This is a genomic window from Telmatobacter sp. DSM 110680 (assembly GCF_039994875.1).
Classification (GTDB): Bacteria; Acidobacteriota; Terriglobia; order Terriglobales; family Acidobacteriaceae; genus Telmatobacter.
Genome location: NZ_CP121196.1, coordinates 5,045,581 through 5,071,033, shown reverse-complemented (window position 1 = coordinate 5,071,033; position 25,453 = coordinate 5,045,581). Strand labels below are relative to the sequence as shown.

Annotated in this window: 19 protein-coding genes; 11 read left to right on the top strand and 8 right to left on the bottom strand. The window is 56.7% G+C overall.

All coding sequences use genetic code 11. From position 1 onward, the window contains the following. Positions 1 to 12: 12 nt before the first annotated feature. Both P8935_RS20900 and P8935_RS20895 read right to left on the bottom strand, forming a co-directional pair. On the bottom strand, positions 13 to 2,088 hold the full coding sequence (locus P8935_RS20900) for a S46 family peptidase (RefSeq protein WP_348262251.1): 2,076 nt from the start codon (positions 2,086 to 2,088) through the stop codon (positions 13 to 15). A gap of 71 nt (positions 2,089 to 2,159) precedes the next feature. Then, positions 2,160 to 4,085 carry a CocE/NonD family hydrolase gene (locus tag P8935_RS20895; RefSeq protein ID WP_348262250.1) on the bottom strand — a complete coding sequence of 642 codons (1,926 nt, stop codon included), beginning with the start codon at positions 4,083 to 4,085 and terminating at the stop codon, positions 2,160 to 2,162. A 176-nt stretch (positions 4,086 to 4,261) separates the two neighbouring features. Between P8935_RS20895 and P8935_RS20890 the strand changes: the two genes are divergently transcribed. Genes P8935_RS20890 through P8935_RS20880 form a run of 3 tightly spaced genes read left to right on the top strand, consistent with a single transcriptional unit; the run spans position 4,262 to position 9,196 of the window. Next, positions 4,262 to 6,073: a VWA domain-containing protein gene (locus P8935_RS20890; RefSeq protein WP_348262249.1), complete on the top strand. Its 1,812-nt coding sequence runs from the start codon at positions 4,262 to 4,264 to the stop codon at positions 6,071 to 6,073. 49 nt (positions 6,074 to 6,122) lie between these two features. Further along, positions 6,123 to 6,479 carry a PadR family transcriptional regulator gene (locus P8935_RS20885; protein WP_348262248.1) on the top strand — a complete coding sequence of 119 codons (357 nt, stop codon included), beginning with the start codon at positions 6,123 to 6,125 and terminating at the stop codon, positions 6,477 to 6,479. Next, the gene (locus P8935_RS20880; RefSeq protein ID WP_348262247.1) at positions 6,476 to 9,196 is read left to right on the top strand and encodes an ABC transporter permease; all 2,721 of its coding nucleotides are present in this window, start codon (positions 6,476 to 6,478) and stop codon (positions 9,194 to 9,196) included. Before P8935_RS20885 ends, P8935_RS20880 begins: the two co-directional genes overlap by 4 nt. A gap of 112 nt (positions 9,197 to 9,308) precedes the next feature. Here the strand turns inward: P8935_RS20880 and P8935_RS20875 are convergent, their stop codons facing one another. Next, positions 9,309 to 9,629: a hypothetical protein gene (locus P8935_RS20875; RefSeq protein WP_348262246.1), complete on the bottom strand. Its 321-nt coding sequence runs from the start codon at positions 9,627 to 9,629 to the stop codon at positions 9,309 to 9,311. Positions 9,630 to 9,904: 275 nt separating this feature from the next. On the opposite strand from P8935_RS20875, the gene P8935_RS20870 reads away from it, so the two are divergent. From P8935_RS20870 to hemH, 4 genes are all read left to right on the top strand, one after another. Next, a complete protein-coding gene (locus tag P8935_RS20870) occupies positions 9,905 to 10,567 on the top strand; it encodes a TonB family protein (protein ID WP_348262245.1) in 663 nt (220 codons plus the stop codon). A gap of 653 nt (positions 10,568 to 11,220) precedes the next feature. Further along, positions 11,221 to 12,243, top strand: a complete 1,023-nt coding sequence (locus tag P8935_RS20865) for an acetamidase/formamidase family protein (RefSeq protein ID WP_348262244.1) — start codon at positions 11,221 to 11,223, stop codon at positions 12,241 to 12,243. A 29-nt stretch (positions 12,244 to 12,272) separates the two neighbouring features. Further along, entirely contained in the window at positions 12,273 to 13,355 is a 1,083-nt protein-coding gene (gene hemE / locus P8935_RS20860) for a uroporphyrinogen decarboxylase (protein ID WP_348262243.1), read from the top strand. After that, the gene (hemH, locus tag P8935_RS20855; RefSeq protein ID WP_348262242.1) at positions 13,348 to 14,328 is read left to right on the top strand and encodes a ferrochelatase; all 981 of its coding nucleotides are present in this window, start codon (positions 13,348 to 13,350) and stop codon (positions 14,326 to 14,328) included. Before hemE ends, hemH begins: the two co-directional genes overlap by 8 nt. 335 nt (positions 14,329 to 14,663) lie before the next feature. Here the strand turns inward: hemH and P8935_RS20850 are convergent, their stop codons facing one another. After that, complete coding sequence (locus P8935_RS20850) at positions 14,664 to 15,590, bottom strand: proline dehydrogenase family protein (RefSeq protein WP_348262241.1); 927 nt, start codon at positions 15,588 to 15,590, stop codon at positions 14,664 to 14,666. A 188-nt stretch (positions 15,591 to 15,778) separates the two neighbouring features. On the opposite strand from P8935_RS20850, the gene P8935_RS20845 reads away from it, so the two are divergent. After that, complete coding sequence (locus P8935_RS20845) at positions 15,779 to 16,291, top strand: hypothetical protein (RefSeq protein WP_348262240.1); 513 nt, start codon at positions 15,779 to 15,781, stop codon at positions 16,289 to 16,291. A 312-nt stretch (positions 16,292 to 16,603) separates the two neighbouring features. Then, positions 16,604 to 17,218, top strand: a complete 615-nt coding sequence (locus tag P8935_RS20840; RefSeq protein ID WP_348262239.1) for a hypothetical protein — start codon at positions 16,604 to 16,606, stop codon at positions 17,216 to 17,218. 356 nt (positions 17,219 to 17,574) lie between these two features. Here the strand turns inward: P8935_RS20840 and P8935_RS20835 are convergent, their stop codons facing one another. After that, positions 17,575 to 18,228, bottom strand: a complete 654-nt coding sequence (locus P8935_RS20835) for a DUF1287 domain-containing protein (protein ID WP_348262238.1) — start codon at positions 18,226 to 18,228, stop codon at positions 17,575 to 17,577. Positions 18,229 to 18,233: 5 nt separating this feature from the next. Continuing rightward, positions 18,234 to 19,613 carry a glycoside hydrolase family 27 protein gene (locus tag P8935_RS20830; RefSeq protein ID WP_348262237.1) on the bottom strand — a complete coding sequence of 460 codons (1,380 nt, stop codon included), beginning with the start codon at positions 19,611 to 19,613 and terminating at the stop codon, positions 18,234 to 18,236. Between the two features lie 174 nt (positions 19,614 to 19,787). On the opposite strand from P8935_RS20830, the gene P8935_RS20825 reads away from it, so the two are divergent. Further along, a complete protein-coding gene (locus P8935_RS20825) occupies positions 19,788 to 20,306 on the top strand; it encodes a cytochrome c (protein ID WP_348262236.1) in 519 nt (172 codons plus the stop codon). A gap of 58 nt (positions 20,307 to 20,364) precedes the next feature. Here the strand turns inward: P8935_RS20825 and P8935_RS20820 are convergent, their stop codons facing one another. Then, the gene (locus P8935_RS20820) at positions 20,365 to 20,805 is read right to left on the bottom strand and encodes a VOC family protein (RefSeq protein WP_348262235.1); all 441 of its coding nucleotides are present in this window, start codon (positions 20,803 to 20,805) and stop codon (positions 20,365 to 20,367) included. Positions 20,806 to 20,994: 189 nt separating this feature from the next. Here P8935_RS20820 and P8935_RS20815 point away from each other — a divergent pair, with 189 nt between their 5' ends. Then, positions 20,995 to 22,680: a carboxylesterase family protein gene (locus P8935_RS20815; RefSeq protein WP_348262234.1), complete on the top strand. Its 1,686-nt coding sequence runs from the start codon at positions 20,995 to 20,997 to the stop codon at positions 22,678 to 22,680. A 19-nt stretch (positions 22,681 to 22,699) separates the two neighbouring features. Here P8935_RS20815 and P8935_RS20810 read toward each other — a convergent pair whose 3' ends face one another. Continuing rightward, positions 22,700 to 25,450 (bottom strand): ABC transporter permease, encoded by a 2,751-nt coding sequence (locus tag P8935_RS20810; RefSeq protein ID WP_348262233.1) that lies wholly within the window; start codon positions 25,448 to 25,450, stop codon positions 22,700 to 22,702. Between the last annotated feature and the right edge of the window lie 3 nt (positions 25,451 to 25,453).

The window sequence follows — 25,453 nt, the reverse complement described above, 5'->3', positions numbered from 1 at the left end:
AAAATTCAGAACTTACTTCTTTCCCTGCAACTCATCTGCCAGAGCGTCCGCGCCATAAAGCTTGCGCAACCCCTCAATCATTCCTGATGAGTGAACCGCCACCGCGCGATTCTTCGTGCCGTCGTATACGAAATCGCCTGCCAACGACTCAATGTTGCCGTCAAAGATCAGCCCCACCAACTCGCCTGCATGATTCACCACAGGCGAACCCGAGTTGCCGCCAATGATGTCTCCCGTCGAAACGAAATCGAGTGGCGTTGACAACTCAATTTTGCCCAGCGCCGCCGCTTCTTTCGGCGTCAGATCGAACGGAGCCTTGTTTCCGAAGCTATCCGCACGATCATAGAGTCCATAAAAGGTGGTAATTGGCGGGGCAACTGTTCCGTTGTAGGGATACCCATCGACCGTTCCGTAGCTCAGACGCAGGGTAAATGTGGCGTCGGGATAGGCGTTTTTCCCATACACCAGAAACCGCGCCTTACCCAGCTTTTCGCCTGCAGGCGTCACGACGCTCGAAACCGTGTCGCGCATCTTCTTTTGTGATGCGCGCACAATCGGATCAACACGACGCGCCGCCACAATCATCGGATCGGTAGAAGCTGCAATTGCAGCCTCACCACCGTCCATCAGGGCTTTGCGCACAGCCACGTCGCCCAGTTTCGTGCCGTCAACCATCGAGTCTACGGTGGTATCTACCGGACCGCCGTGCAATACAGCCTGTACATACGGATCGTCTTTTCCCAGCTTCTCCGCGCCAAGACCCAGCGCCGTTTTCATGAACAGCTTTTCCGTATCCGTAGTGATCGGAGCCGGCGAAAGCAGTTGGAATTTGAGAGACTGCAGGTTCGCATCGTGGAACTGCGCCAGCCTCTCGCCATCAGGCTTTTTCATCTCCGCCGCATACTGCACCAGCAACAGCGCAATCGAGAAAAGCCGGCTGTCGGTTCGTCGATAGATCTGATATCGGAACTCCGGCTTCACCAGTTCCTCCGCCTTCGCGATTGTTTCCCACGCTCCCCCGAACTCCTTTTGCCATTCTGGGTTTGCGGCAACCTTCTTGCGGAAGTCGTCCTCATCCGCCTGCTTCTTCGCGATCAAATTCTTGTCGGCCAAAGCTTCTGTCCGGCCCACATAGACCTTCAAGCTGTTCTGCAGTCCAAAGATAGTCGAACCAACCTGGCGAGCCTGCTCGGGTCCCTTTGCCGCGTACTCCTGCGCTGCGGCAATGCGCCGTTTTAAGTAATCCGTTACTGCCGGTTCAACCACATCCCGTTCTACGAGCAACTGCGCCATCGTGTCCTGTCGCGAAGTTGAACCCGGATGGCCGGAGATGAAGATCAGCTCGCCGGGTGCAGCGCCTTTCGCGCTCCACTTTAGAAAATTGTCAGTGTGCAATGGCTTGCCGTTGTCGTAAACGCGAAAAAGCGCCATATCCAGGTCGTAGCGTGGATAGGTAAAGTTATCGGGATCGCCGCCAAAAAACGCCGCCTGCTGTTCCGGCGCAAACACCAGCCGCACATCCGTATAAACCTTGTACTGATACAGCCAGTACTCGCCGCCGTTGTAAAACGACACCACGTCTGAGCGCAATCCGGTCTTGTCTTTGCCTTCCTTGGTGATTGCCGCAATCGCTGCCTCGCGTGCTTTTAAAGCTTGCTTCTCGTCGCTGACTCCTTTGGCTGCACCCTGTACCTTTGCGGTGACGTCTTCCATGCTCACCAGCACATTGATCTCGAGGTCGGGCGATTTCATCTCCTGGTCTGGCGTTGCTGCATAGAACCCGTTTAGCAAGTAATCATGTTCCGCGGTTGAATTCTTCTGCAGTTGCCCGCGCGCTACGTGATGGTTTGTCAGCAGCAGTCCATCGGGACTCACAAACGATCCCGATCCGCCGTCATTCAATCGCACGCTTGATAAACGCAAATGGTCCAGCCATTCCTGCGTCGGGTGGAAGTTGTACTTCGCCGCCAGCTGCTTAAGCGGCGGGTTATCAAAGGTCCACATGCCCTCTTCGGCGCGGATCACTGGTGCCGCAGCAAGCAAAGCCACAACTAAGACCTGAACGCAACGACGGAAACAATACGACATCGAAACACCTCACAAAGTTGAACAACGAAAATTAGATCTGATCTCTGGTAGATAGTTCTGACCACTGATCACTAGTCTTTCGGCATCACCATCACTTCGACTCCCGATGCCGCATCCTTCTGATGAAACACCTGCTCTGTTGCCTTCGTAAACTGCTCTGGCGGAGTGTTGGGAATGTCTGTAAAGACTTGAGGATTACGATCCGTCAATGGAAACCAACTGCTCTGAACCTGCACCATGATCCGGTGGCCGCGACGAAACGTGTGAAACAAGTCCGGCATCGTGAAGTTGATTTCAGTTGTCTTTTCCGGCACCAGCGGCTCGGGTTTCTCCCAGCTGTTTCTAAACTTCGCCCGAAACGGCTCGCCCCTCAGCAATTGTTGATATCCGCCCATGTGCACCGGTGGTGCATCCAGCACGCGTTTCTTGGGAGCGCCGGTCTCCTCAGCTTCAGGATAGTCATTTGGGTAAACATCAATCAGCTTGACATCGAAATCTGAATCCGTACTCGAACTAGCTACTTTGAGTTTCGGCGAAATTGGACCCGCAATCGTCACGTCTTCTTCCAGAGGGTCGCTTTCGTATGTCAACACGTCTGGCCTGTAACTTGCGAATCGCTGATCATCCACCATGTAGCGCTGGGGAACCGTATCGGTCGTGTACCCCACAAAAGGCACTGGATGATTCGGATCGCTCTCATAGTCATCCCGGCTCTGCACTTCCGTAGGGGCGTCGAAGCTGAGTTTTCCATTTGCATGGAAGTACAGCATCTTCGCCTTTGCAATCTTCGGGGGCCATTCATCAAAATGCCGCCACACATTTGCTCCGGTCTCGAACACCACCGCTTTCGGCTGCGCCGCGCCCTTTCCCTTCAGATAGTGCTCGAAGAAAGGGAACTGCACGTTTTGCCGAAAATACTCCGAAGTATTCGACCCGAACTGCACATCGCCCAGGTGCGATCCATCACCACGCGCCCATCCGCCATGCACCCACGGCCCTTCCACAAGCGTCGTCGGCGTCTCGGGATTCATCTTAGAGGTCGCATAAAACGTCCGGTATGGTCCACTCAAATCCTCGGCGTCATACCATCCGCCCACTACCAGCACCGCGCACTTAACGTTCTTCATGTGCCGCGACAAATCTCGCGCCTGCCAGTAAGCGTCGTAAGTGGTGTGTTTGGCTTGATCATTAAAAAGAAAGTTCGAACCTTTCAAATACAGCTTGTCCAGGTTCATGATGTTCCCGGCTTTCAAATAAAACTCGTAGCTGTCCGGCGTGCCGAAATCAAACGGCACTGTTTCCTTCGGCGTCTGCGGCTCCTTCTGCGGCTGAAAAAAGGCGTAGAACCCAAAATTCGCCGACAGCATGAACGCTCCGCCGTGGTACCCGTCATCTCCAAGGAACAAATCTGTCATCGGCGCCTGCGGACTCGCCGCCACCAGCGCTGGATGCGAGTCGATCATCGAGGCCGAGGTATAAAACCCCGGATACGAAATCCCCCAGATGCCCACCTTGCCGTTGTTGTTCGGCACATGCTTCAGCAGGAACTCGATCGTGTCATAGGTATCAGAAGCATCGTCCACATCCTGCGGGCCCTTCTTGTTATCGATGTGCGGACGCATCTCGATAAACTCGCCCTCGCTCATCCACCGCCCGCGCACGTCCTGGTAGACGAAGATGTAACCGCTTTTCTCAAATTCAGAAGAAGGCCCGAGGTTCTTCGGATACTGATCTTCTCCGTAGGGCCCGACGCTGTAAGGTGTGCGATCCATCAGAAACGGATAAGGCCCTCCGTTCATATCTTTCGGAACATACACGGCCGTGAATAGGTGCTTTCCATCCCGCATCGGAATGCGGAACTCATACTTCGTATAGTGCGACCTGACATAATCTTCCGCTGGCGCCTGCACGGTTGTGGTTTGCTGCGCTCGTGCACAAGCCACGGAAAGGACCAATGCAGCCAGAAGTCTGAAGGAAAGTTGTTGCGGCTTGAGCATGTTGGGCTGGATTCTCCTGAAGGGCAAGACTACCGCAGTCTAAGGACCTCCATCAGTGAACCACACCCGCCCTCCTCCCTCAAATTGGCACCGTCATTCCAGAAAATCGATGCATCCATCACCGCCGCGACAACCGTCTAATGCTATAGTTCTTAGTCACATTCGAGGCGCAAATCATGCTCAGCTTCCGAACTCCGGCTGTTGCCCTTATTGCCATTGTCTCCACCGTTCTCGTTCCCTCGCTCGGTTTTGCACAAACCGAAAACAATGAGCCTACGAGCGAACCGCTGCAGATCAATGTGCGCAACGTGCTGGTCGACATTGTCGTTACTGACAAGAAGGGCACTGCCGTCCCCGGCCTCCATAAAGAAGACTTCGAAATACTAGAAAACGGCAAACCCCAGGCCATCGAGTTCTTTGAACCGCATTTTCCTTCCGCGTCCGCCCCTGTGCAACCCGCTCCACCTCTACCCCCCAACACTTTTACTAATGTGCCCACGACCGAACCTAATCAGGCCATCAACATTCTGCTCATGGATGCCCTCAACACGACCATTCAGGATCAGGCGTACGCGCGGCAGCGGATCGTCAAATACCTGGGCACCATACCACCCGGGATCCGTGTTGGCGTGTTTCTGCTGGGCGACCGTCTTCGCATCATCCAGGGATTCACAGACGATGCGACCCTTCTGCGTGCTTCGGTTGAAAAACTCGCCGGCAAACCCACCGAGGTTGCGCTTGAAGCAACCCCGAACGAACTCGCTACTCAAACGACGTCGCTCAATAATCTTTCTACGATGACCTCAGACCCCGGTGGTCCAGGAGCAAATGGCGGTGCTCAACTCGCCCAGATGATCGCTGACCTGCAGGACTTTCTTGCCACTTCAACAGCGGAACAAAAAAATCAACAACTTCTCATTACGCTCGATGCGCTTCAGGCCATAGCCCACTACGTCTCTGCCGTTCCCGGGCGCAAGAATCTCATCTGGTTTGTAGGGTCCTTTCCGCTCTGTCTCCCCGGGATAACCTCATCCAAAATTGGCTGCCCATATGAAGACCAGATAAAGAAGACAATTGACGCCCTTGCCGCAGCACGAGTCTCTGTCTATCCGATCGATACTGGCGGGGTTTCTGCTCCGAATGCTGATATCGGGGGTGCAGGTCAGGACTCAGGAGGCAGCCTTGTACCGGGAACTACCGGGCTTGCTGGCACCGCTGCCCCCAATGATCCGTACTTCGCGTTCATCTCGTCAGAGAATTGGGCCAATGCAACAGGCGGGAAGGCGATGCACAACAACGACCTCAAAGGCGCCCTCGCTGACGACATCCAAAACGGCTCCAGCTACTACACCGTTGCTTATACGCCAACCGATCCAAAAGAAATCGGACGCGAACGCAAAATCACTGTTCATCTGAAGGATGCAAACTACAAGCTCTCTTATCACCGCAACTACTTCGAACGCACGCCGGGCGAGATCAAGACCGCATCCGCGGAGCCCGCAAAAGATCCGCTCCGCCCGCTGATGGATCGCGGTATGCCCAACTTCGCCGATCTCCACTTCCGACTCCTGGTCGAACCCGACACCACCAAATTCGACGCTGCGCCTCCCGATGGGGACAACCCAGCTCTCAAACCGCCGTTTAAGCGGTACAGCGTGCGCTTCTTTCTCTCGCCACAAAATCTGAATCTGGTGCAGGGTCCCGATGGAGTTCGTCGCGCACCCGTTGAGGTTGCGCTCGTTGCATACAGCCAGAGCGGAGGCAGTCTTAACTGGCTCGTCCGCTCCGTCAACCTTGCGATCCGACCTGATCAGATGGGAATCGCGACGAGCTCAGGCATTCCATTCCACTTCGATTTTGATATGCCGCCAGGCGACGTCTATCTCCGTGCCGGCGTCTACGACCCAAGCACCAATCGTGCAGGAACACTTGAGGTTCCTCAATCCGCACTTCGACCTGCTGCTCCGCAACCCGGCGGAAGTCACTAACGCCCAATGGACGGCTTGTGATGAATGGACGTAGAATGTCTACGTCCATATGGCCGAAGGTTCAAAGTACCAAAACCGGATCGAACTCCTCCAGGGAACGCTGGACATGCTTATCCTTCAGGCATTGCGCTGCGAGCCTATGCACGGTTACGCCGTCGCACAACAGATCCGCACCCGTTCCGCCGAAGTACTCAACGTGGAGACCGGATCTCTTTATCCCGCTCTTCACCGTCTCGAACGGCAGAAATGGGTAGAGTCAGAGTGGAAGCTCACAGAAAGCAAGCAACGCGCCAAGTATTACCAACTCACCGTCCTCGGCAAAAAGCAACTCACCGCTGACCACCAGCGGTGGCTTCAATTGGTTCGCGCTATCGCCGCGATCATGGAGCCGGAGATGCAGCGGTGAGACTCTTGCGGTGGGACCGGGCCAAAGTAAACCTGTCCGAAGAGTTTGAGTCGCATCTGCAAATGGCGATTGCCGAACGTGTTGCTCGCGGAGAAGATCCCGCACATGCTCGCGCTGCGGCCCTTCGTGAATTCGGCAATGTGCCTCTCATCCAGGACATCACGCGCGATCGCTGGGGTTGGCTGTGGCTGGAAAACCTGCTTCACGATTTCCGCTACGCACTTCGCCAGCTTCGCCGCTCTCCCGCATTTACCGCAACCGCGCTGCTTACGCTGGCCTTCGGCATCGGCGCCAACCTGGGTGTCTTCCAACTTCTCTATAGTGTGATCCTGGCCGACCTGCCGGTCGCTCATCCTGAAGATCTTGTGGGCGTTCACGCCGCGCTCACGCCCTTCGATGAAGACTGGATGGTCTCCTATCCCGCCTACCAGCGGCTTCGCGCATCCACTCCTGACGTTCCACTGATCGCCAGCGCCGACTCGGGCCAGGCTGATCTTGAGCTTCCCAATCGCGCCGTGACCAAACTTTCATGCGAGCTCGTCTCTGACAATTACTTCAGCGGGCTCGGCGTTACTCCTGCAGCTGGCCGGCTCTTTATTCAGGCTGATGCAAGCCAGCAGCAAGGCGAGTGGCCCGCTGTTCTTCGCTTCGACTTTGCCCGCAACACCTTTGGCTCCGCACAGCAGGCCGTCGGCCAACGCATGCTGCTCAATGGCCGTCCCTTCGTCGTGATCGGCGTAGCCCACCGGCGTTTTCTCGGCCTCTCCACAGGCTACGCACCCGATATCTGGGTCCCTCTCGCACTCCAAAGCACCGGCGGATTCGACACCGGGTTTGACTCGCTTGGACCCGGCCACGACGTCACGCTCGGCAAGCCCTGGTATAACCAGCCCACCATCTTCTGGCTCACGCTTACGGCGCGCATCCCTCGCAGCCATCGCGCTGCCGTCATCGCCCGGTGGGACCATGCCTTTCAGCAGGATCGTGTCCTGATGACAGAAGCTACGGCCGACCTCCCTGTCAAAGCCGCACGACTGCGCGCAACGACCGAACTCGTACCGGCCAATCATGGTCACGGTGGCATCCGCCAAACATTCTCAGCTCCTCTTGTGCTGCTCATGGCGCTCTCCGCCTCTATTTTTCTTGTCGGATGCTTGAATCTTGCGAATCTCCAATTGGCCCGACTTCATACGCGCGCTCACGAACTGGGCGTCCGTCTGGCTCTCGGCGCAAGTCGTGGTCGGCTGCTGCGTCAAATCGTTCTCGAAGACACCATTGTCGTCGTAGTCGGCTCGGTACTCGCTTTCGTCGTTGGCCGCCTGTCCAGCGCCATCCTTGTTCGCTGGGCGTCTAGTCGCGGATGGCTTCTTACCATCGATCTGCATCCAAATCTGCTCGTCTCTAGCTTCGGGATCGCGCTAATGTTGTTTTCGTTCTTTTCCTTCAGTGTTCTTCCTGCCTTCTTCTTTATACGAGGCAACGTTGCGCACGCGGCAGGTTCGCGAGCGAAGGTGGCTGGCGTCTCACAGACCGCAAGCCAGCGATGGAGATCAAATCTACTGCTAGCCGCGCAAGTCAGTCTGTCGCTCCTTCTTTCCACCATGTCAGCCTGTTTTGCCGCTACGCTTGTCCATTGGGAGACCGTCGACGTCGGCATGGATCGCGAGCACGTCCTCTCCGTTCACATCGACATGGAGCAGAAAAGGTACGTCGATAACCGCGAGAGTCTTCCTGCTCTGCTACGCCAGATGCAGCAGCGTCTTCAAGCTCTACCCGGTGTGCGCAGCGCAGCAGTTGAAATGCGCGGCAGCCTGCAGGGAATCTGGAATACGGCCCTCTACGTTCATGGTCGCAGCGACCTGACCAATGGTCAGGTGCATGGAGAGGAAGATCATGTTGGCCCCGGCTTCTTCGCCACCATTGGTATCCCGCTCTTGCGCGGACGCGATTTCACTCCTGCCGATACCCAAAAGACGCAACTTGTCGCCATCATCAGCCGCTCCTATGCGCGCCAGCTCTTCGGAGATGCCGACCCAATTGGCCAATGGGTCGGTTACGAACCCGCTCCGAATGACCACAAGTTCCTGATCATAGGTGAAGTGGCGGATGCACTCGTGAACGGCCCTCAGCAGGATGCCCCGCCCATCGTCTACATGAGCAATGATCAGAATCCCGCGCCCGTCCATTCCATTCGCGTACGCACCGTCGGCGACCCCGTGCAATTATCCGATCGCGTTCTTCAGGCGCTTCACGAAGTCGATCCCACTCTGCCCATCAATGAAATCGTCCCCTTCGCCATCGAACTGAATGGCAACCTCGGTACCGAGAAACTTCTTGCCCGGCTCGCAGGGGTGTATGCGAGCCTAACGCTGTTGCTTGTCGCCATCGGTTTTTATGGGGTCATGTCATCGCGTACTGCGCGCCGCAAAAGCGAGTTCGGCATCCGTATTGCCCTCGGAGCCACGCGCCGACACATTCAGATGCTTATCGTCGGGCAAACAGCGCGCATCCTTCTTGCAGGAATTCTTCCTGGTGCAGTTTTATCTGTTCTCGCGGTGCGTACAGCCAGCCATTTTCTTTACGGCTCGGTCAGTGCCAACTTACTGGCCATCGTGGCAGCCAGCGTCGTACTCGCACTAAGCGGTTCTCTCGCCACGTTGATCCCCGCTCGGCGCGCCGCGCTCGCCGATCCGTTGGAAACACTGCGGAGCGAATAGTCGTGGTTTCGCTCACTTGAAGGTCGCGGAGGAAACAGAATACCGTTTATCGCAATGTTCCCCAAGGACTTGGATTCGAGCGAGTTAGAACTGGATCAATGTCCGGTCAGCCCTAATACTGGGCTACAAGTTCTCTGTAGCTCGCCTTGACCGCATGACATTGACCTTGCGCGTGGCCAAACTCGTTTTCCGTGACATCCATAACAAACCCGGCAATCGGCCCTATCGTCTCGTTCGTGCCCGCACTGGTTCCCGGCTTGTATTGCCGCTCCTGGTCATCGGCTTCCCACAGTAAACCCAGTCGCTGGCACGCATTTTGGCGCTGGACAGCAAAGTTCACTAGCTTATCCATCTGGTGCTGGTCTACCTTGCAACGAAGAGCAAACCCAGTGTTGCCAACCAGCAAGACCGCCGCTGAGGACAACGCCACCACTTCAACAAACTTCCAGCTTCTTGTTAGAAAACGCAAGAGACAGGCACCACCATGAATGAAGAGTTTTGTGTGACCCCAGTATATCGAAAGTCGAGTATTTCTTAGTGACGAAGGGCACTCTGAATTCGCTCCGCGCATTCCTAACGTCACTTGCCACCGGGACCGATACCGGTCTCGACCCCTCTAACTGTGTAAGTGCACGGGTTAGGTTGAAACACTCGAATTTGCAAGTTTATGCGACAATCAACTCACGAATCTCCCCAGGCGAGGTCAAGATGCGATCTCCAGCCGAACGTTCAAGACGCCTATTACGCGCGATTACGTTCTCCCTCGCCCTGCGCGCTTCTTTCTTTTGTTTTGCGCTCTTATTCGGTTCCCGACCCACCATCAGGATCATTGAACCTGTTAAGACGCAGGTGGTTGCGCAGTTAGCTCTTTCTGGTGGCTCTCATGCGATCCGAATCACCCTGCCGGTTTCTCAATTCGCGGCGCACACCCAGGAACCTACGCCCAACACCGACGCAGCAAAAAAGACTGACATCCCGATGCAAGTCCCGGCGCTCAAAAAGTCGGGTGGCGGCTCTACTAAAACTCCTCATCATGGCGATGGGTCTTCGACAGCGTTAACCGGCAACGGAAGTGATGCCCAGGACATTCATCCCGCGTTCCCGGTCTTTTCGCCTCATCCGCCGGTCAGCGACAGGTCGCTGCTTCCGTCGTCGGAAGAGAAGATCGTTGTAGACGTGAGTGTCGACGCCTTTGGCCAGGTTGTAAGCGAAAACCTCGTGAAGGGTTTGGGCAACCGGTTGGACAAGATTGTGCTGGAAACTGTGAAGACCTGGCGCTTTCAGCCGGCTACAGTCAACGGCAAGCCGGTCGCGACCGAGGCGGAATTGATCTTCCCTTTCAACCTGGATTATCCGATCACAGTTTCGTAAGTGAGAGTGCATTGTCGTGAACTGGGCCCTTATTGATACCGGGACCGGATGGGCCATTTCAGCGGATTATCTATAATGCTACGCCGTCAGGACTCGAGAATTCCGAGGCTGCGGCCGGTTGAAGTAAGATAAGCCGAAACCGGGAATCGTACCGGTTCGTTCTGCTCAAGGCTAAGGGTTCGTATCCAAAAGGAGCGTATGGAGAAGGGCAAGAAAGAGAAGCACACAACCGACCATCTCCGCGGCATTCTAAGAGGGGATGCCTTCGAAGGTGATTGCACCGTAGCGCTCGTGACCAGGTTGTCTCATGAGAAACCCAGCGTATCCGTATGGACCAGCCTGCGCATCACCGAGGCCTCACAGAGCCCGCCGGATGGAACTTATTCACTCGAAGTGCATGGGAGGACGTTTGAATTAAAGCGCGTCGGGGGCAAATGGCCGACCCTGCATTTGTAAGTCGAGGTTACGGTTTTATTAGATATGTCATCACCCAGGTAAAGCTTGTTCGGGTGCTGACCAGCCGCTGCATTTTCCCATCTTCCCCTTCAGATGGGTAGAATTCATCTCGATTCATCATCTCCTCTGCAGCTTTCAAGCCGTCCTATCAAGTACTTCCAGCGGAATCATAGCGATCCTAATGTCGGGGTGTACTCATGCGTTTTTTAGTCTTTCTTGCGATGGTTGCAGTCTTAACTGAAACTGCGTCTGCGCAAACAGGTCCGGCGTTTTTGCCGGCAACTCCCTCAACCGTTGCGTGGGGTTACTACTGGTCGAAGGCCAAGCCCGTGTTGACCGTTCATTCTGGCGACACCGTGCGCATTCAAACCCTCTCCACCTGCGGACCGAACGACCGGCTCGAGGCTGGCGGTGTAGCAGCCAAGGACATTCCCGCTTATAACGCGACGATCTACGACCAGGTCAAGGATCGCGGCCCTGGAGGACATATCCTCACCGGGCCGATCGCGATCGCCGAGGCCGAGCCGGGAGATGTTCTCGAGGTCCAGATCGTAAAGATCGACATTGACGTGCCGTTCGCCTGCAACGGATTCTCGGTCGGACGCGGATTCTTGCCCAATGACTTTCCTTACGGGCGGCGCAAGATTATTCCCCTCGATCGCGAGAAGATGATTGCCCACTTCGCTCCAGGTATCGACATTCCTCTTCACCCTTTCTTTGGCAGTATGGGCGTGGCTCCTCCTGAATCGGCCGGGCGTTACGACAGCGCTCCGCCGTGGATGCATGCGGGCAACATCGACAACAAGGAATTAGTAGCCGGGACTACGCTTTTCATCCCCGTCCACGCCCCAGGAGCGCTTTTTGAAACCGGCGACGGCCATGCCGGACAAGGCAACGGCGAGGTCGATATCACGGCGCTGGAGACATTCCTGACGGGCACGTTTCGCTTTGTGGTCCACAAAGACCAGCACCTTCTCTGGCCGCGCGCCGAAACCCCTACCAGCTACATCAGCATGGGATTCAGTGCCGATCTGAAAACGGCTACCGAGATGGCCGTACGCAACATGATCGACTTCCTGGTTACAGAGAAGCACCTCTCCCGCGACGACGCCTATATGCTAACCAGTGTGGCAGTGGACATCGATATTACCCAACTTGTGGACGGAAATGTGGGTGTGCACGCAATTTGCCCCAAGGATATTTTTGTCAAAAGGCAATGACAGAGGCGCGGCCTTTAGAATTGATTTATATGGATATTGTTGGGAATACCCCCTCCGCCGAGGAGACGATTCTCGAGGGCACACGATTTGTGCGAGCCTGTCTGCGCAAGCCGGTGGATCGCACGCCAGTCTGGTTCTTGCGCCAGGCAGGGCGTTATATGCAGGAATACCGAGATGTGCGCAAGCACCACACGCTGGTGGAAATCTGCAAGCAGCCGGAACTGGCTGCCGAGGTAACCATTACCGCGGCTGAAAAGCTCGGCGTCGACGCAGCCATCATTTTTGCGGACCTGCTGTTGCCGCTCGAGCCGATGGGTCTGCCGTTTGAATTTCAGGCGGGCGAAGGGCCGGTGGTACATCATCCAGTGCGCACTGCCGAAGATGTGAGGGCGTTGCGAATTGACCGTGCCGGCGATCTAGCCTATGTGGCTCGAGCGATTGAAAAAGTCGCAGCGCATTTTGGCGATCGGCTCGGTGTGATCGGTTTCTGCGGGGCACCCTACACCCTGGCCAGTTACATGATCGAGGGCGGCGGCTCGCGAAACTATATCCATACCAAACAGATGATGTATGGCGACACACCCACGTGGCGCGCGCTGCTCGACAAAATATTCATAGTGCTCGAAGAGTATTGCAGGCTACAGGTGCAAGCTGGTGCAGACGTGATCCAGATCTTTGACAGCTGGGTCGGTTCCCTGGGTCTTGAAGACTATCGAGACTACGCATTCGAAGCGTCGAAGCGTTTAGTTCGCGCAGTGCAGCAGATGGGCGTGCCGGTAATCTACTTTGGAGTCGAAACCGCTGGACTTTTGACACAGATGGCAGCGACGGGAGCTGATGTGATCGGTCTCGACTGGCGCCAACCGTTGGATGTGGGTTGGCGAGAGGTAGGACCGGCGCATGCGGTCCAGGGGAATCTCGATCCCATTACTCTGTTTGCACCAATCGAAGTGATTGAGCTTCGCGTGAAGGAGATCCTTCGCGCCGCGAATGGACGTCCGGGCCACATCTTCAACCTTGGTCACGGCATCGTTCCGCAGACGCCAGTAGAAAACGTGCAGGCTGTGGTGAAGATGGTGCGAGATTTCCGGCTGGAGAACCAGGATGCCTAAGCAAGCGGTGTTGCTCCTGGCTCATGGAACTCCGGAGACCATCGAGCAGATTCCAGATTATCTTCGCAACGTGGTGAGCGGGAGACCGTTGCCGGAGCATGTGATCGAGGAGATCAAACATCGCTATTCGTTGATAGGGCGCAGTCCGCTGACCGAGATCACTCTGGAACAGGGCCGCTTGTTGGAAGTTGAATTAGCAATTCAAGGCATCGACGCGCAGGTGTACGTGGGGATGCGGAACTGGAAGCCATACATCCCGGACGTAGTACGCGAGATGCGTGCGGATGGCGTTGAGGAAGCTGCGGTGATCTGCCTTGCGCCACAAAATTCACGGACCAGCGTCGGACTCTATAGGCGTGCGGTGCAGGCAGAGGCTGGCCCCGTGAAGATCGATTTCACCGAGGGTTGGGCACAAAATCCGTTGTTGGCAGATGCTTTTGCCGACAGGCTACGTGTGGCGGAAGAACGACTGCTGGAAGAGACTGGGTCTTTCGTTCCAGTGCTGTTCACCGCACACAGTGTGCCTTGCCGTACAGTGCAATCGCCAGCGGCAAGTGAAGGGCAGCCAAAGCTCTGGCCCGGCGAGGGAGCCGATCCTTACGCGCAAGAGGCGAAACGCACAGCCGAACTTGTCGCTCAGCGCGTTCCCGGAATTCCAAAGTGGTGGTTTGCCTTCCAGAGCCAGGGTGCGAGTGGTGGCCCGTGGATCGGACCTACGGTTGAAGAGACGCTTACGGCGATTGCCAATGAGGGCGTGAAGATCCTGATTCTGCAGCCCATTGGTTTTTTGTGCGACCATGTCGAGATCCTTTACGACGTGGACATCGCATTCAAGGAATATGCATCGAAACTTGGTGTCTGCCTGGAACGTCCGGACTCGCTGAATGCGTCTCCGATTCTTGCACGCGCGCTTGCTGGGCTTGCAATGGAAGGGCTCGCTCGGTTACAAGGGAGCATCTCCCCAATTATTTGAAGCGCACACCGCTGAGGTGTTTGGTCCGGCTGTGGAGTAAAAATGACTCAGTCTGCCGTGTGCGGTGCGATGCAGTGAGAATCTAAATGTCCGTTGATATTCCAGTAAAAGACGAGCAGGGCACTAATCACTTAACTTGCCCCGATTGTGGAAGGCCGCAGATGCGGCGGTTGCCTCGATACGGTTTTATGCAGGATTGGTTCTGGCCGCGCCTTGGATTCTATCCATGGGAGTGCCCGATCTGCAGAAAAGTGAGGATGGTCCGGTTTCGCGGCAAGCGCGCACGGCAAAAGCCGCCATTAGTGGACCAAAGCTGAGTAACCTCTGTGCCGTGTCTATTGACGGAACATTTGTTTGGCGATGAAAAAGACGTTGGCGGGGCGCTCTGCCAAGCGACGCATGAAGTAGGGATACCACTCGCGGCCAAAGGGGATGTAGACCCTTACGTTGTAACCTTCGGCAACAAGCTTGCGCTGCAGGTCGCGACGCACTCCAAAAAGCATCTGGAATTCGAAATGGCTCCGGTCAATCTTGCGAGACTGCGCGAAGCTTTTCGCGGCTTCAATCATTTTTTCGTCGTGGGTGGCGAGGCCATGGTAGATGGGGCTTTGCAACAGCATGTTGCCGAGCTTGATGTAATTAAGGTCGACGTCGGACTTCTTTGGGAATGCGACCTCGGCTGGCTCCTTATAGGCGCCTTTGCACAAACGGACGCGAATTCCTTCGGCGATGAGTTGCTCGATATCAGCCTGCGAACGGTAGAGGTAAGACTGAATGACAATGCCGATTGAGCCGTTCAATTCCGGCCGGGAATGGATGCGGCGCACGATGTCGAGCGTGACCTGCGTGAGGGCAGAGTCTTCCATGTCGATGCGAACGAAGTTGCCCGTAGCCTGCGCGTGTTGCGCGAGGCTGGTGGCGATTCCTTCAGCCAGCGCAGGATCCTGCGTGAGGCCCATCTGGGTAAGCTTGACGCTGATGTTGGAATCGAGCTTGCGAGATGCGATCTGGTCAAGCAGGTTGTGATAAATATCTGCCGCGCGGTGCGCTTCAGCTGCGGTGGAGACGCTTTCGCCAAGAGAGTCGAGGGTAACGTGCATGCCCTGCTGGTTCACCTGGGAGCAGACGCGGAGTGCGTCTTCTATCTCGAGTCCGGCTACAAAGCGGGAACTGAGCTTGCTGCCGACGGTTGAGTGCTCGGCAAATTTGCGGAGAGGACGATTGTGAGAGAGTGCGATGAAAGCGGAACGAAGAACGGGCATCAGTTAACCTTGCCGGGCGAAACTCCTGGGGTAAGGCACTCGCGCGGGACTCTCCAGTTTCGCACACGAGGCTGGTGTGGGGTTGAAAGGCCAGAACCGGGTTGATCTCGGTTGCGTATTCTCGAAAAGTGCGCCTGTCTCAGTGTTGTCGGGTTTGATGTTGAGTGGATTGATCTGGCGGAGGTCTCATGCGGTTGTACTCGGTTTTTGTTTGGGTGACGTTGTCGGCGCTCGCTGCCTTATTGCAGTCACAGGTACCCACGATACCGGCGACAGCAGGCGAGACGCTGAGTGGAAAGAAGATTGTGCTGTCGGATGCGTTGCGAGGACATGCCGCGGTGCTGGTGGCGGGGTTCAGCCACGATGGCGGAATGGGATGCGGCGACTGGATGAAAGCCATCCGAGCGGATCCGTCGCTGGCGGGCGTGGATGTGTACGAGGTTGCCATGCTGGAGGGCGCACCGGGGTTATTTCGCGGCATGATCAAGAGCGCGATGCGCAAGGGGATGAGTAGCGAGGAGCAGCAACGCAGCGTGGTGCTGACGCAGGATGACAAGTTGTGGCAGGCATATTTTGCGGTTTCGAACCCTCAGGAGCCGCAGGTGATGCTGCTGGATGCGCAGGGAAATGTGGTGTGGCGCGGGCACGGAGCCGCGAATGCGCTGGAACCGCAGTTGAGAAATGCGGTGAGTTCGCATTGATCGAGTGCTTGGCGGCGTGAAGTTGGCGATGGCTGCTGGAAGTTGCTTGCGGAGTAGTTTTCGGATTAAACCGCGATCAGGGCAAGCAATCTCTGTTAACCAAGTGCCGCCCTCGCACGTCATAGACTTGTAGACCGCCAATTCAAATCACACCACGGGGCGCCGTTCATGCTGCTCATTCACCGTTCCCGCATTCACATCCTAGTGTCTGCAGCCTTACTGTTTTCATCCTTGATTGCACCAGCACAGTCGACCGCTGCTCCAGCTCCGTCTCAGACGGGCGCCGCAATCCCTGCTGTTTCATGTGCTCCAATGGCCAATGTCGCCATCTCCTCTCAGGCTGCTATCGAGGCGAAAGTCACAGGTCTCGACACGGCTCACCTCAAGCCCGGGAAAGATATCTGGTTCAAGATCGCGCGCCCATTCTTTTATCCGACCTGTTCCCTCGACGTCGACTCCGTCGTATACGCTCGCATCATGTCGGTCACATCCTCCAAGAACCCTGACTTCACGGAACTCTCGCTCGCTTTCGACCGGGCCGACTGCAATCACCGCAATGAACAGCCCCTCAAATTAAGAGTGATCGCGGTGGTCGGCCCTCCCGGCGAGTCACACCATATGCACGACGAGGCGCCCGTCGAAGTCTCAGGAGGCGTTCGCCAGATCGGTCAGGCTGTTTTCGGCACCAGCGCTCTCGATGAGGACCTCAATCCCGGTGGCCCACCGCACACTATTCATCCGGGAATCGTTGTCGGCATTCCCAATCTAAAACTCCTGCCAACCGCAGGCCCCGATTGCAGTGACAAAATCACCAGCGACAACAGCAGAATTCAGCTCGCTCCCGGCTCCGAACTCATTCTTGCGATGACGGTAACCCGCGTCATCCGGAAACCTCCGAATCAACCAACCGTCGCACCTCACCCCTGAGCTATTCGTCCGGACGGATTTCAGTTAAGACATGCCGCGACGGACGAATTTGGTCGTATATTCGGCGTCTAATTCTCTGCAAGATTTTTGTAGAAAACTGCAAATTTAACAGGGGGGTACCCCTTATTCCGTCTGTGGATACGGATCACAGACATTCGTCGGTCCAGATGATTGTGCCTTATACGAACGAAATACTCTGCAAAACTATTGGCAGAATTTGCTGTTTGGAATCTGCGGGTTGGAACGCTGGGCAGCGTTGTAGTACTTGAAGGCTGCAGTTGTGGTGAATTTTCGACGATCCGCTGAACCAGTTCGAATATGCACTTATGAGCAAGGACAGAACGATGAGCAGGCCGCTACTTTTTTGTCGGCCAACGATAATGGCCGATTGCTCGATGAGGGTGAAATTCGGTCAGCACAGACTGTTCCGCGCCGCGGCCTATATTATGCACCACCTGGCATTGGGTATTTCGTCCTGCAGAGGTTGCAGAGCTGTCGCCGGGCGATGCCACGACGATGCCGATGTGCGGCAGACGCGCATCGAGCAGCCAAGTCACGATGTCGCCGGATTCAAGCTGTCTGGGGAAGCCATCACCGGACGTCGGAACCGCGGAGCGCCATAGGCAGGCTCCGTTGCGTTGGAAGAATGCTTCGAGATTAAGCACGCGGCGGTGGTCGATATTGGTATCAGGCCGTTGAGAACCCCAGACCCGGCGAGCGGGATAGGCATCGAAATTCCTCAACATGTCTTCGTGGACAAGCTGTTGAAGATCGAGGCCGAGCGCATCGCGTGCGGCGCGAATTACAACATCTGCGCATACACCAGTTGAACGGGGCACGTCGCCGTTGGGGTAGCGGATGGCTGTCCACGTCGGGTCGTAGCCGGTGGTGACGCCGACTTGCGCTCGCGCTGCTGTTGCAAGCTTCTCACCTGTGCCGGGCAAGGCCCACGTGAAGCTACGCAGGCTTATGACTGCGGTTAGTCCTCGCAACACAGTGCGCCGATTCATGGAAGTCACTCGATGCGGAACAGAGCGCAGCCGTGCGCGGGCAGGACGATGTGTAGCGACTTAGCGCGCGGGATGTGCTTCCGGTTCCAGACGTCGTAAAGGGCGTAGGGTTTGTTTTCGAGGGAGAAGAGCATCCAAGGCAGGTTGGATGAGGTGGTGGCGTCCGCCAAATTGAAGACGGCAATGTAGCGCTTCGGGTTGGGTCCGCCGGTGCGCGCGTACCAGTAACGCTGAACGAATGGTTTGCCGGAAGGTTGTTTGGGCAGCAGGCCGGGCTTGGATTCGACAGCCTGCTGATTGAGGTCGGTGACTTCCTTGTTGGTGATGAGAGAGCGGGTGAAGTCATCGAGCTTCGTCAAGTTGGTGCCAAGGATAAGCGGTGAGCGAGAGATAGCCCAGAGAGTGAATTCGGTGCGCTGTTCATCGGGTGTGTAGGCTGACTGGCGTGCCTGATCCTTGCCGGGATGAGGGCCCAGGTAGCCTTCTGGCAGCATGTCGGGATCTGGCCAGTTGCTCGGTTTGACGTAGGGCGTCCATTGAGCGATGCGGTCGAATTCATCCTTGAGGCCAAAGGGGTACTCGGATGGCGCTTTGTGCGGGAAGGACCAACCGTCCCAGTGGTCGTCGGTAATGCGCCACATCTGGGCATATTTGGCGATCTCAGCGGCATGCTCGAGTTGCGTTGGGCCGGGCGAAAGGCTGAGGACGATGGAGCGGCCGGTTTTGCGAATCGCTTCGGCAATCTGGCGGATCTCAGTGGGGCGGTAGGGATGATCGCTAATGCAGTCGACCTTGATATAGTCGAGACCCCAATCTGCGTAGAGCTTGAGCATCGAGTCGTAGTAGGCCTGCCCAGCGGGATTGTCGGCTACACCCCAATTGCCCTGATCCCACGGGCAAGGGGATTGCTGGTCGGCTGCGTCGGCAGCGTGAAAGCCGGAGCCAGCGATGGGCAGGTTCTGCGCGACCACCTGGCGGGGGATTCCACGAACGATGTGAATGCCGAACTTAAGGCCCTGAGTGTGAACCCAGTCGGCCAGAGGCTTGAATCCGGCGTTGTTGGCAGCGGAAGGGAATCGAGCCGGGTCGGGAATCAAGATTCCGTTTTCGTCCCAGAGATATTTGTGCGCCTCGACGGAGTCGGCGAAAGGATCGTGCATGTACCAGCCTTCGTCGATGACGGAGTACTGCCATCCCATCTGGCGTATGCCCGCGAGCACGGTTGTATTGGCGCGGTAGTCGGCTTCGTTGATGGTGAGGCCGTAGGCATCCCAGCTATTCCATCCCATGGGTGGTGTGGGTGCGGGGTCTTGGGCGTACGTTGCGCGGATTGCAGAAGGGATTAATGCCAGACTGAGCGCGAGAACGAAGCGGAGTTGAAACATGTGGAAACGTATACCACAGCAGGGGAGCGGCGAAGAGCGGTAATCAACTCGACAACCCTGCTCGACGATACGACGTGATGCAACTCACTTTCAAATGGGCCTATAATGCTGTCGAATAAAAACTGAACAGCTGCACGTTGCCAATCCCCGACATCTGCAACTGAGGAGACAATTATGCTTAAGTCGTTCTTGCTCTTCGCGGCGGTTGTCTTGCTTGTACTCGCCTCCGCCTCCGCACCAGCCCGCTCGCCACAGGACACGGCTACGGCTCCCAGCGCCAAAAATGGCGCCAAACTTTCCCCCGAAGCTCACGCTAAGGCCAAGAAGCTTTATGAACAAGATTGTGCGCTTTGCCACAATTCGAGCGGTGACGGAAAGACTGATCTGGCCAAGGATATGCAACTGAATCTTCTAGACTGGACCGACCCGAAGTCGCTATCCACCATGTCGGACCAGGCCCTCTTTGACGCTATTCGCAAGGGCAAGGGAAAGATGCCCCCGGAGGACGAAGGGCGTGCAAGCAACGAAAACGTCCACAACCTGGTTGCGTACATTCGCAAAATGGCGAAGGATCAGTCCACGACTACGGCTGCGCCGGCGACGACAGTTGCTCCAGTGGCGCCAGCAGCGACCGAGCCCGCACCGGCAACAGCACCGGCAACTCCGCCGCCCGCAACTGCACCCAGCAGATAGTCTTGTTTACTCATCCTTGCGGTTGAATCAGACCGCAAGGATGAGTATCCATGCAGCGCTATTTGAGAGGGTGAGCGATGATTGCTCCCCACGCCTCGGGGCTTACATCGTGGACATGGCGCGAGAATAGCCAGTGATGCCCCTCAATATCCTCTACGCCGTATTGAAACTCCCCGTAGACGGTCTCGTGCAACTCCTCAACAATTTTGGCTTTGGCCGTGCATGAGTGCGCGTAATGAGATTCAACGTCTTCGATGAAGATGGTGAGGCTTTGCGTATCGCTGCCCAAAGCCGCGGGACTCGATCGGCCGGATCGCGCGGCATTGACCATGATGAAGGCGTCGCCGAGATGCAACTGAGCGCCCTGGACCGGATCGCCATAGCGGTAATGCTCCACGAAGCCAAAGGTCGTGGTCAGCCAGTCGATGGCCTGAGCAAGATCCTGATAAGTGACATGGGGAAGTACGGTCTCGACGGGGACGGAGCGGTTCTTGAGCATGGCCGTAAGATACGCCGGACGTGGATGCGCATCAATGGCGTGAAGTGAAGGCTAAATATTCTTTCGAGCTGCTGTGCAGAGGCTGTAAAGAAATTGAAAAGGTAGCCTGCGAGTACAAGCGGCTATCAGTTATCGTGATTCATGAATCGGCGAGCTCTGCCGACTTGCCGCCAGGGAAGGGCTCTTGCAATGCGGATTTCAGGTTTTTGGCTCGCGGTTCCGATCATTCTCGCGTCGGGCGGGAAGCCGCAGCATACCGCGCCGACGGGACCAGTGGTGCAGATCGCCAGCGGTGCGCTGCAGGGGATGCAACGCGGGAGCATCGCCGTGTTTGAAGGTGTACCGTTTGCGGCCGCACCCGTTGGACCTTTGCGGTGGCGTGAGCCGCAGGCGGTGACTCCGTGGAAAGGCGTTCGAGATGCAACTGCGCCTTCGCACCCGTGCATGCAAAACGCGGCTGGCACTGACAATTTCATGCTGCCCCTGGCGGCGGCATATGGCGTCACGCTGATCCGGCAGACGCTGGACCCATCGGAGGACTGCCTTTACCTGAACGTTTGGACGCCGAAACTCCAGGCGGGGGCGCATCTTCCGGTAATGGTGTGGCTACATGGCGGGAGCAACAGGGTTGGCAGCGGGACGGAACCCGGTTACGACGGGAGTGTACTGGCCGCACATGGCGTAGTGGTTGTCACGATCAACTATCGACTCGGAGTCATGGGCTTCTTCGCTCATCCAGAGCTGACGGCTGAGTCGCCTCATCACAGTTCGGGCAACTACGGCCTGCTCGATCAGATTGCGGCGCTCAAATGGGTTCAGCAGAACATCAATGCGTTTGGCGGCGACGCTGGGAACGTGACGCTCTTTGGGGAGTCTGCTGGATCGATCGACGCGACGACGCTGATGACGTCCGCACTGACAAAGGATTTATTTCGCAGGGTTATCGCGGAGAGCGGGGCCGCCTTTGGACTCGGGCGTGAGCGGAGCGTTGCGGAGATGGAGCCTCTTGGCGTGGCGGTTGGAAAAGATGCGATGGGCGGCAAGTCCGGATCGCAACTGCAGGCGCTGCGAAGCTTGCCGGCTGCGCAAGTCACGGACATTGAAAACCGGCTGATCGCAACACAGTTCAAGGGCTACGATCCCAACGCATCGATCGTGGATGGGTGGGTGCTCTGGGAGTCGCCGGCGAAGGCCTTCGCCTCGGGAAAGATTCAGCCGGTCGCATTGCTGGCCGGAGTGAATGCACGCGAATTTTCCGCGTTTCGCGTGGTGGCAGCCGAGGCGGTAAAGAGTGCACATCAGCCTGTTCCGAAGCCGCGATTCAGCGATCAACTGAAACAATTTGCGGATCTGGCTCGGCCGCTTTACGGAAGCTGGACTGACTTTGCAGTCGCTACTTACACGGGGCGCATTATGGTGCACGGAAGTCCGGCAGTTGATCAGGCAAGCAACGACATTCTCGGTGCGTGCCCCGTGGGGGCGGAGGCCGCCCTCACCACGAGAGCCGGGCAACGAGCGTATGTCTACAGATTCGATCGCTCGGTCCCAGGCAAAGGAGAGTCGGAGCTTCGCGCGTTCCACTCGCTCGAGCTTCCTTACGTGTTCGGTACCTTCCAGGCGCGGACGTTCAGTTGGCTTCCGTTTAACGCGACAGATCAAAAGCTGGCTCAAACGATGCAAGGCTACTGGACTAACTTTGCAAAGACCGGCGATCCGAATGGGCCGGGGCTTCCGCAATGGACGCCGTGGAACGCAAGCCAGGAACCTTTTGTGGTTTTCAGCCAGAGTGGCGATGCGAAACCGCAAAAGAACTTCGCGCCAATCTATTGTCATCTCGCGCCGGAGCGCCTGAATCGGCAACTCATTAATTACTAAACTCGATCAGTCTGATGGATCAGTCCGATCGGAGAGCTTGCATCGGGTCGATCGAAGCGGCGCGGCGGGCCGGGATGAATCCTGCTACGGCAGCACAAAGCGTCATAAGCGCGATGGCCCCGATCAAGGCGAAGGGATCGGAACCGCTCACTCCATACAGAAGAGTCGACATGAAGTGACCCGCATAGAGCGCGGCAGGAATTCCAATGACGACGCCGATGAGAACCTGCCACAACGCACCACGCAGCACCAGGGAAACGACGGCGGAACGGGCCGCGCCGAGCGCCATGCGGATGCCGATTTCGCTGGTGCGCCTGACCACGAAGTACGACATCACCCCATAAAGTCCAACGGAGGCGAGCACGACGGCAAGAATGCCGAACAAGCTCGTGAGGCGAGCGAGGAGCCGATCCTGATTGAAGTTTCCGGCAACCTCTGCATCGTAAGTGCTGAAATGCATGACGGTGAGATTGGGATCGATCGATGCAAGCGTTTTGCGGGCGAGAGCCTCAACATCCGGCGGCGCCTGGGTGAATTCAAGAATGATGAAGTTGACGAACATGGAACTTTTTTCCCCAGCGTCTGCGTCGGCTTCCTTGTATCCATTGAATTGCTGAGACAACGGACGGAAGAAGAGCGGGCGAACGTCCTGGCGCGGATCGGTCATTTTGAAGTCGGCAAATACGCCAACAATTTGGAAAGCGCCAGAATAGGGGGCGGTGCCGAGGCCGAAATGTTTTCCGATTGGATCCTGGTTCGGAAAGAAGTGTTTCGCGAATGCCTGATTTACCACAACAACCTGTTGCGAGGTAGCCGTATCTTGCGCAGTGAAATTACGGCCTTTCACAACAGGTACCCCGATTGAATCGAGAAAGCGCGTGCTGGCGCGATCCCAGATGGAAAAGCATTGATCGTTTGGGCCGGGGGTGGGATGACCCTGCGGAATGACGCAGGAGCCCCACATGTTGCCGCCGAGAGGAATGTACCGGACCAGGCTGACGTTGGCCATTCCGGGCAATGCTGCGAAATTGTCTACAATCTGGCGATAGAGCGCGGGTAAGCGATCGAGCGTGTAGCCGACGCCCTTTGGATCAAACGACACCACATAGCGATTGGCAGTGGCGATGCCCAGGTCCTGCTTCTCAAGGTTGCGAAGAGACCGGGTCATGAGTAGAGCTCCCGTCAGAAGCACGACCGAAGAGGCGACCTGGATTACAATCAGCGCCCGCTGCGGAAATGAGGATGGATCTACAGCAATACGGTCGCTTCGATTGACACCGCGCAGCGCGTCGGCCGGTTGTGCATGAGAGGACAACCATGCAGGCGCCGTTCCAAAGATCACGCCGGTTAGGAGGGAAACCGTAAATGCGAAGGCCAGGATTGTTATCGATGGGTTGGCCTGGACCGGCATGTTATGTGCGAATGGAAAAGCAAGCGCCAGCATCATGTGCGATCCCGCGTAGGCGACAGAAAGGCCGGTGCAGCCGCCAATGAGGCTGAGAAGTACACTCTCGGTTAGTATCTGGCGCATGACTCTGCGGCGTGACGCACCGAGCGCCATGCGCATGGCCACATCGGAGCGCCGCGCGGTGCAGCGGGCAAGCAGTAGGTTGGCAATATTCGCGCAGGCAATCAGAAGTACAACGGTGGAGAGAATCATGAGCAAACGCAGGCCCGTGCCGGTTTGCTTCTGGAGTTTCTGAATACCGCCGCCCGCATGAGCCAAAATCACATGCTGCCGAGGAATCATTGCTGCGCCGCCTCGGTCTGTATACATCGGTCGAGTCGCCAGCCATTGCCGTAGAGAGACGGAGAGCTTAGCCTGCAGAGTCGACAGGTTCACACCGGGACGCACTCTTCCGATTGGATAAAGCCACAGCGAGTCGATTGCCTTTAACGAGGAATTGGCTCCTTCAAGTACGGGCTCGCTCATCAGCGGCATCCAGAAGTCCGGCGGGATGGGAGCTACACGGTCGCCGAAGAAGTTGGGTGGCGCAATGCCCGCGACGACGAAGGGATGCATCTGCACATAGACCGTGGCGCCGACGATGGACGGGTCCGCCGCAAAGTCAGTCTGCCACGTTTTGTAATTCAGGACGATGACGGGCGCAGCGGAAGGCGAGTCATCATTTTCGTTGAGAAGTCGTCCGGCATAGGCGCCCAACCCCAGAGTCGCGAAGTAGTTGCCTGAAACGTACTCGCTGCGCAACGGCTTGGCGGGCTCGGAGCCTCTGCGCACGCTGAAACCACTACCGCCCGCTTCGACGGCCGCCAACTGCTCAAATTCCGGCGCGTTTTGCTTGAGACGAAGATAGAGATCATAAGAGAAGAGGTCAAAGTCACCATCGTCGTTCTGGTAGTTGTTGTAGTAGCAGCAGTCATTTCGATCGCCGATGCGATATAGACGCGACGGGTCACTCACCGGAAGTGATCTCAGTAGAATGCCGCTTACGAGGGTGAAGATGGCAGTATTGGCGCCTATCCCGAGAGCGAGCGTCAGAACGGCAGTCAATGTGAAGCCGGGCGATTTGCGCATCTGCCGCAGCGCATAGCGGACGTCCTGCATCAACGTTTCCAGACGCAACCATCCCCATTGATTCCGGGTTACATCAGCAATCAAGGGAACATTGCCGAATTCTCGCAGTGCCCACGCCCGGGCATCCGCTGGCGACTCGCCGCGCACAATGCGGTCGGCGACGGCCAACTGCAAATGGCTTTCAATCTCCTCGCTCAGATCGGACTTGCGCCCCAAGAATCGAAAGAGCCTCACGCA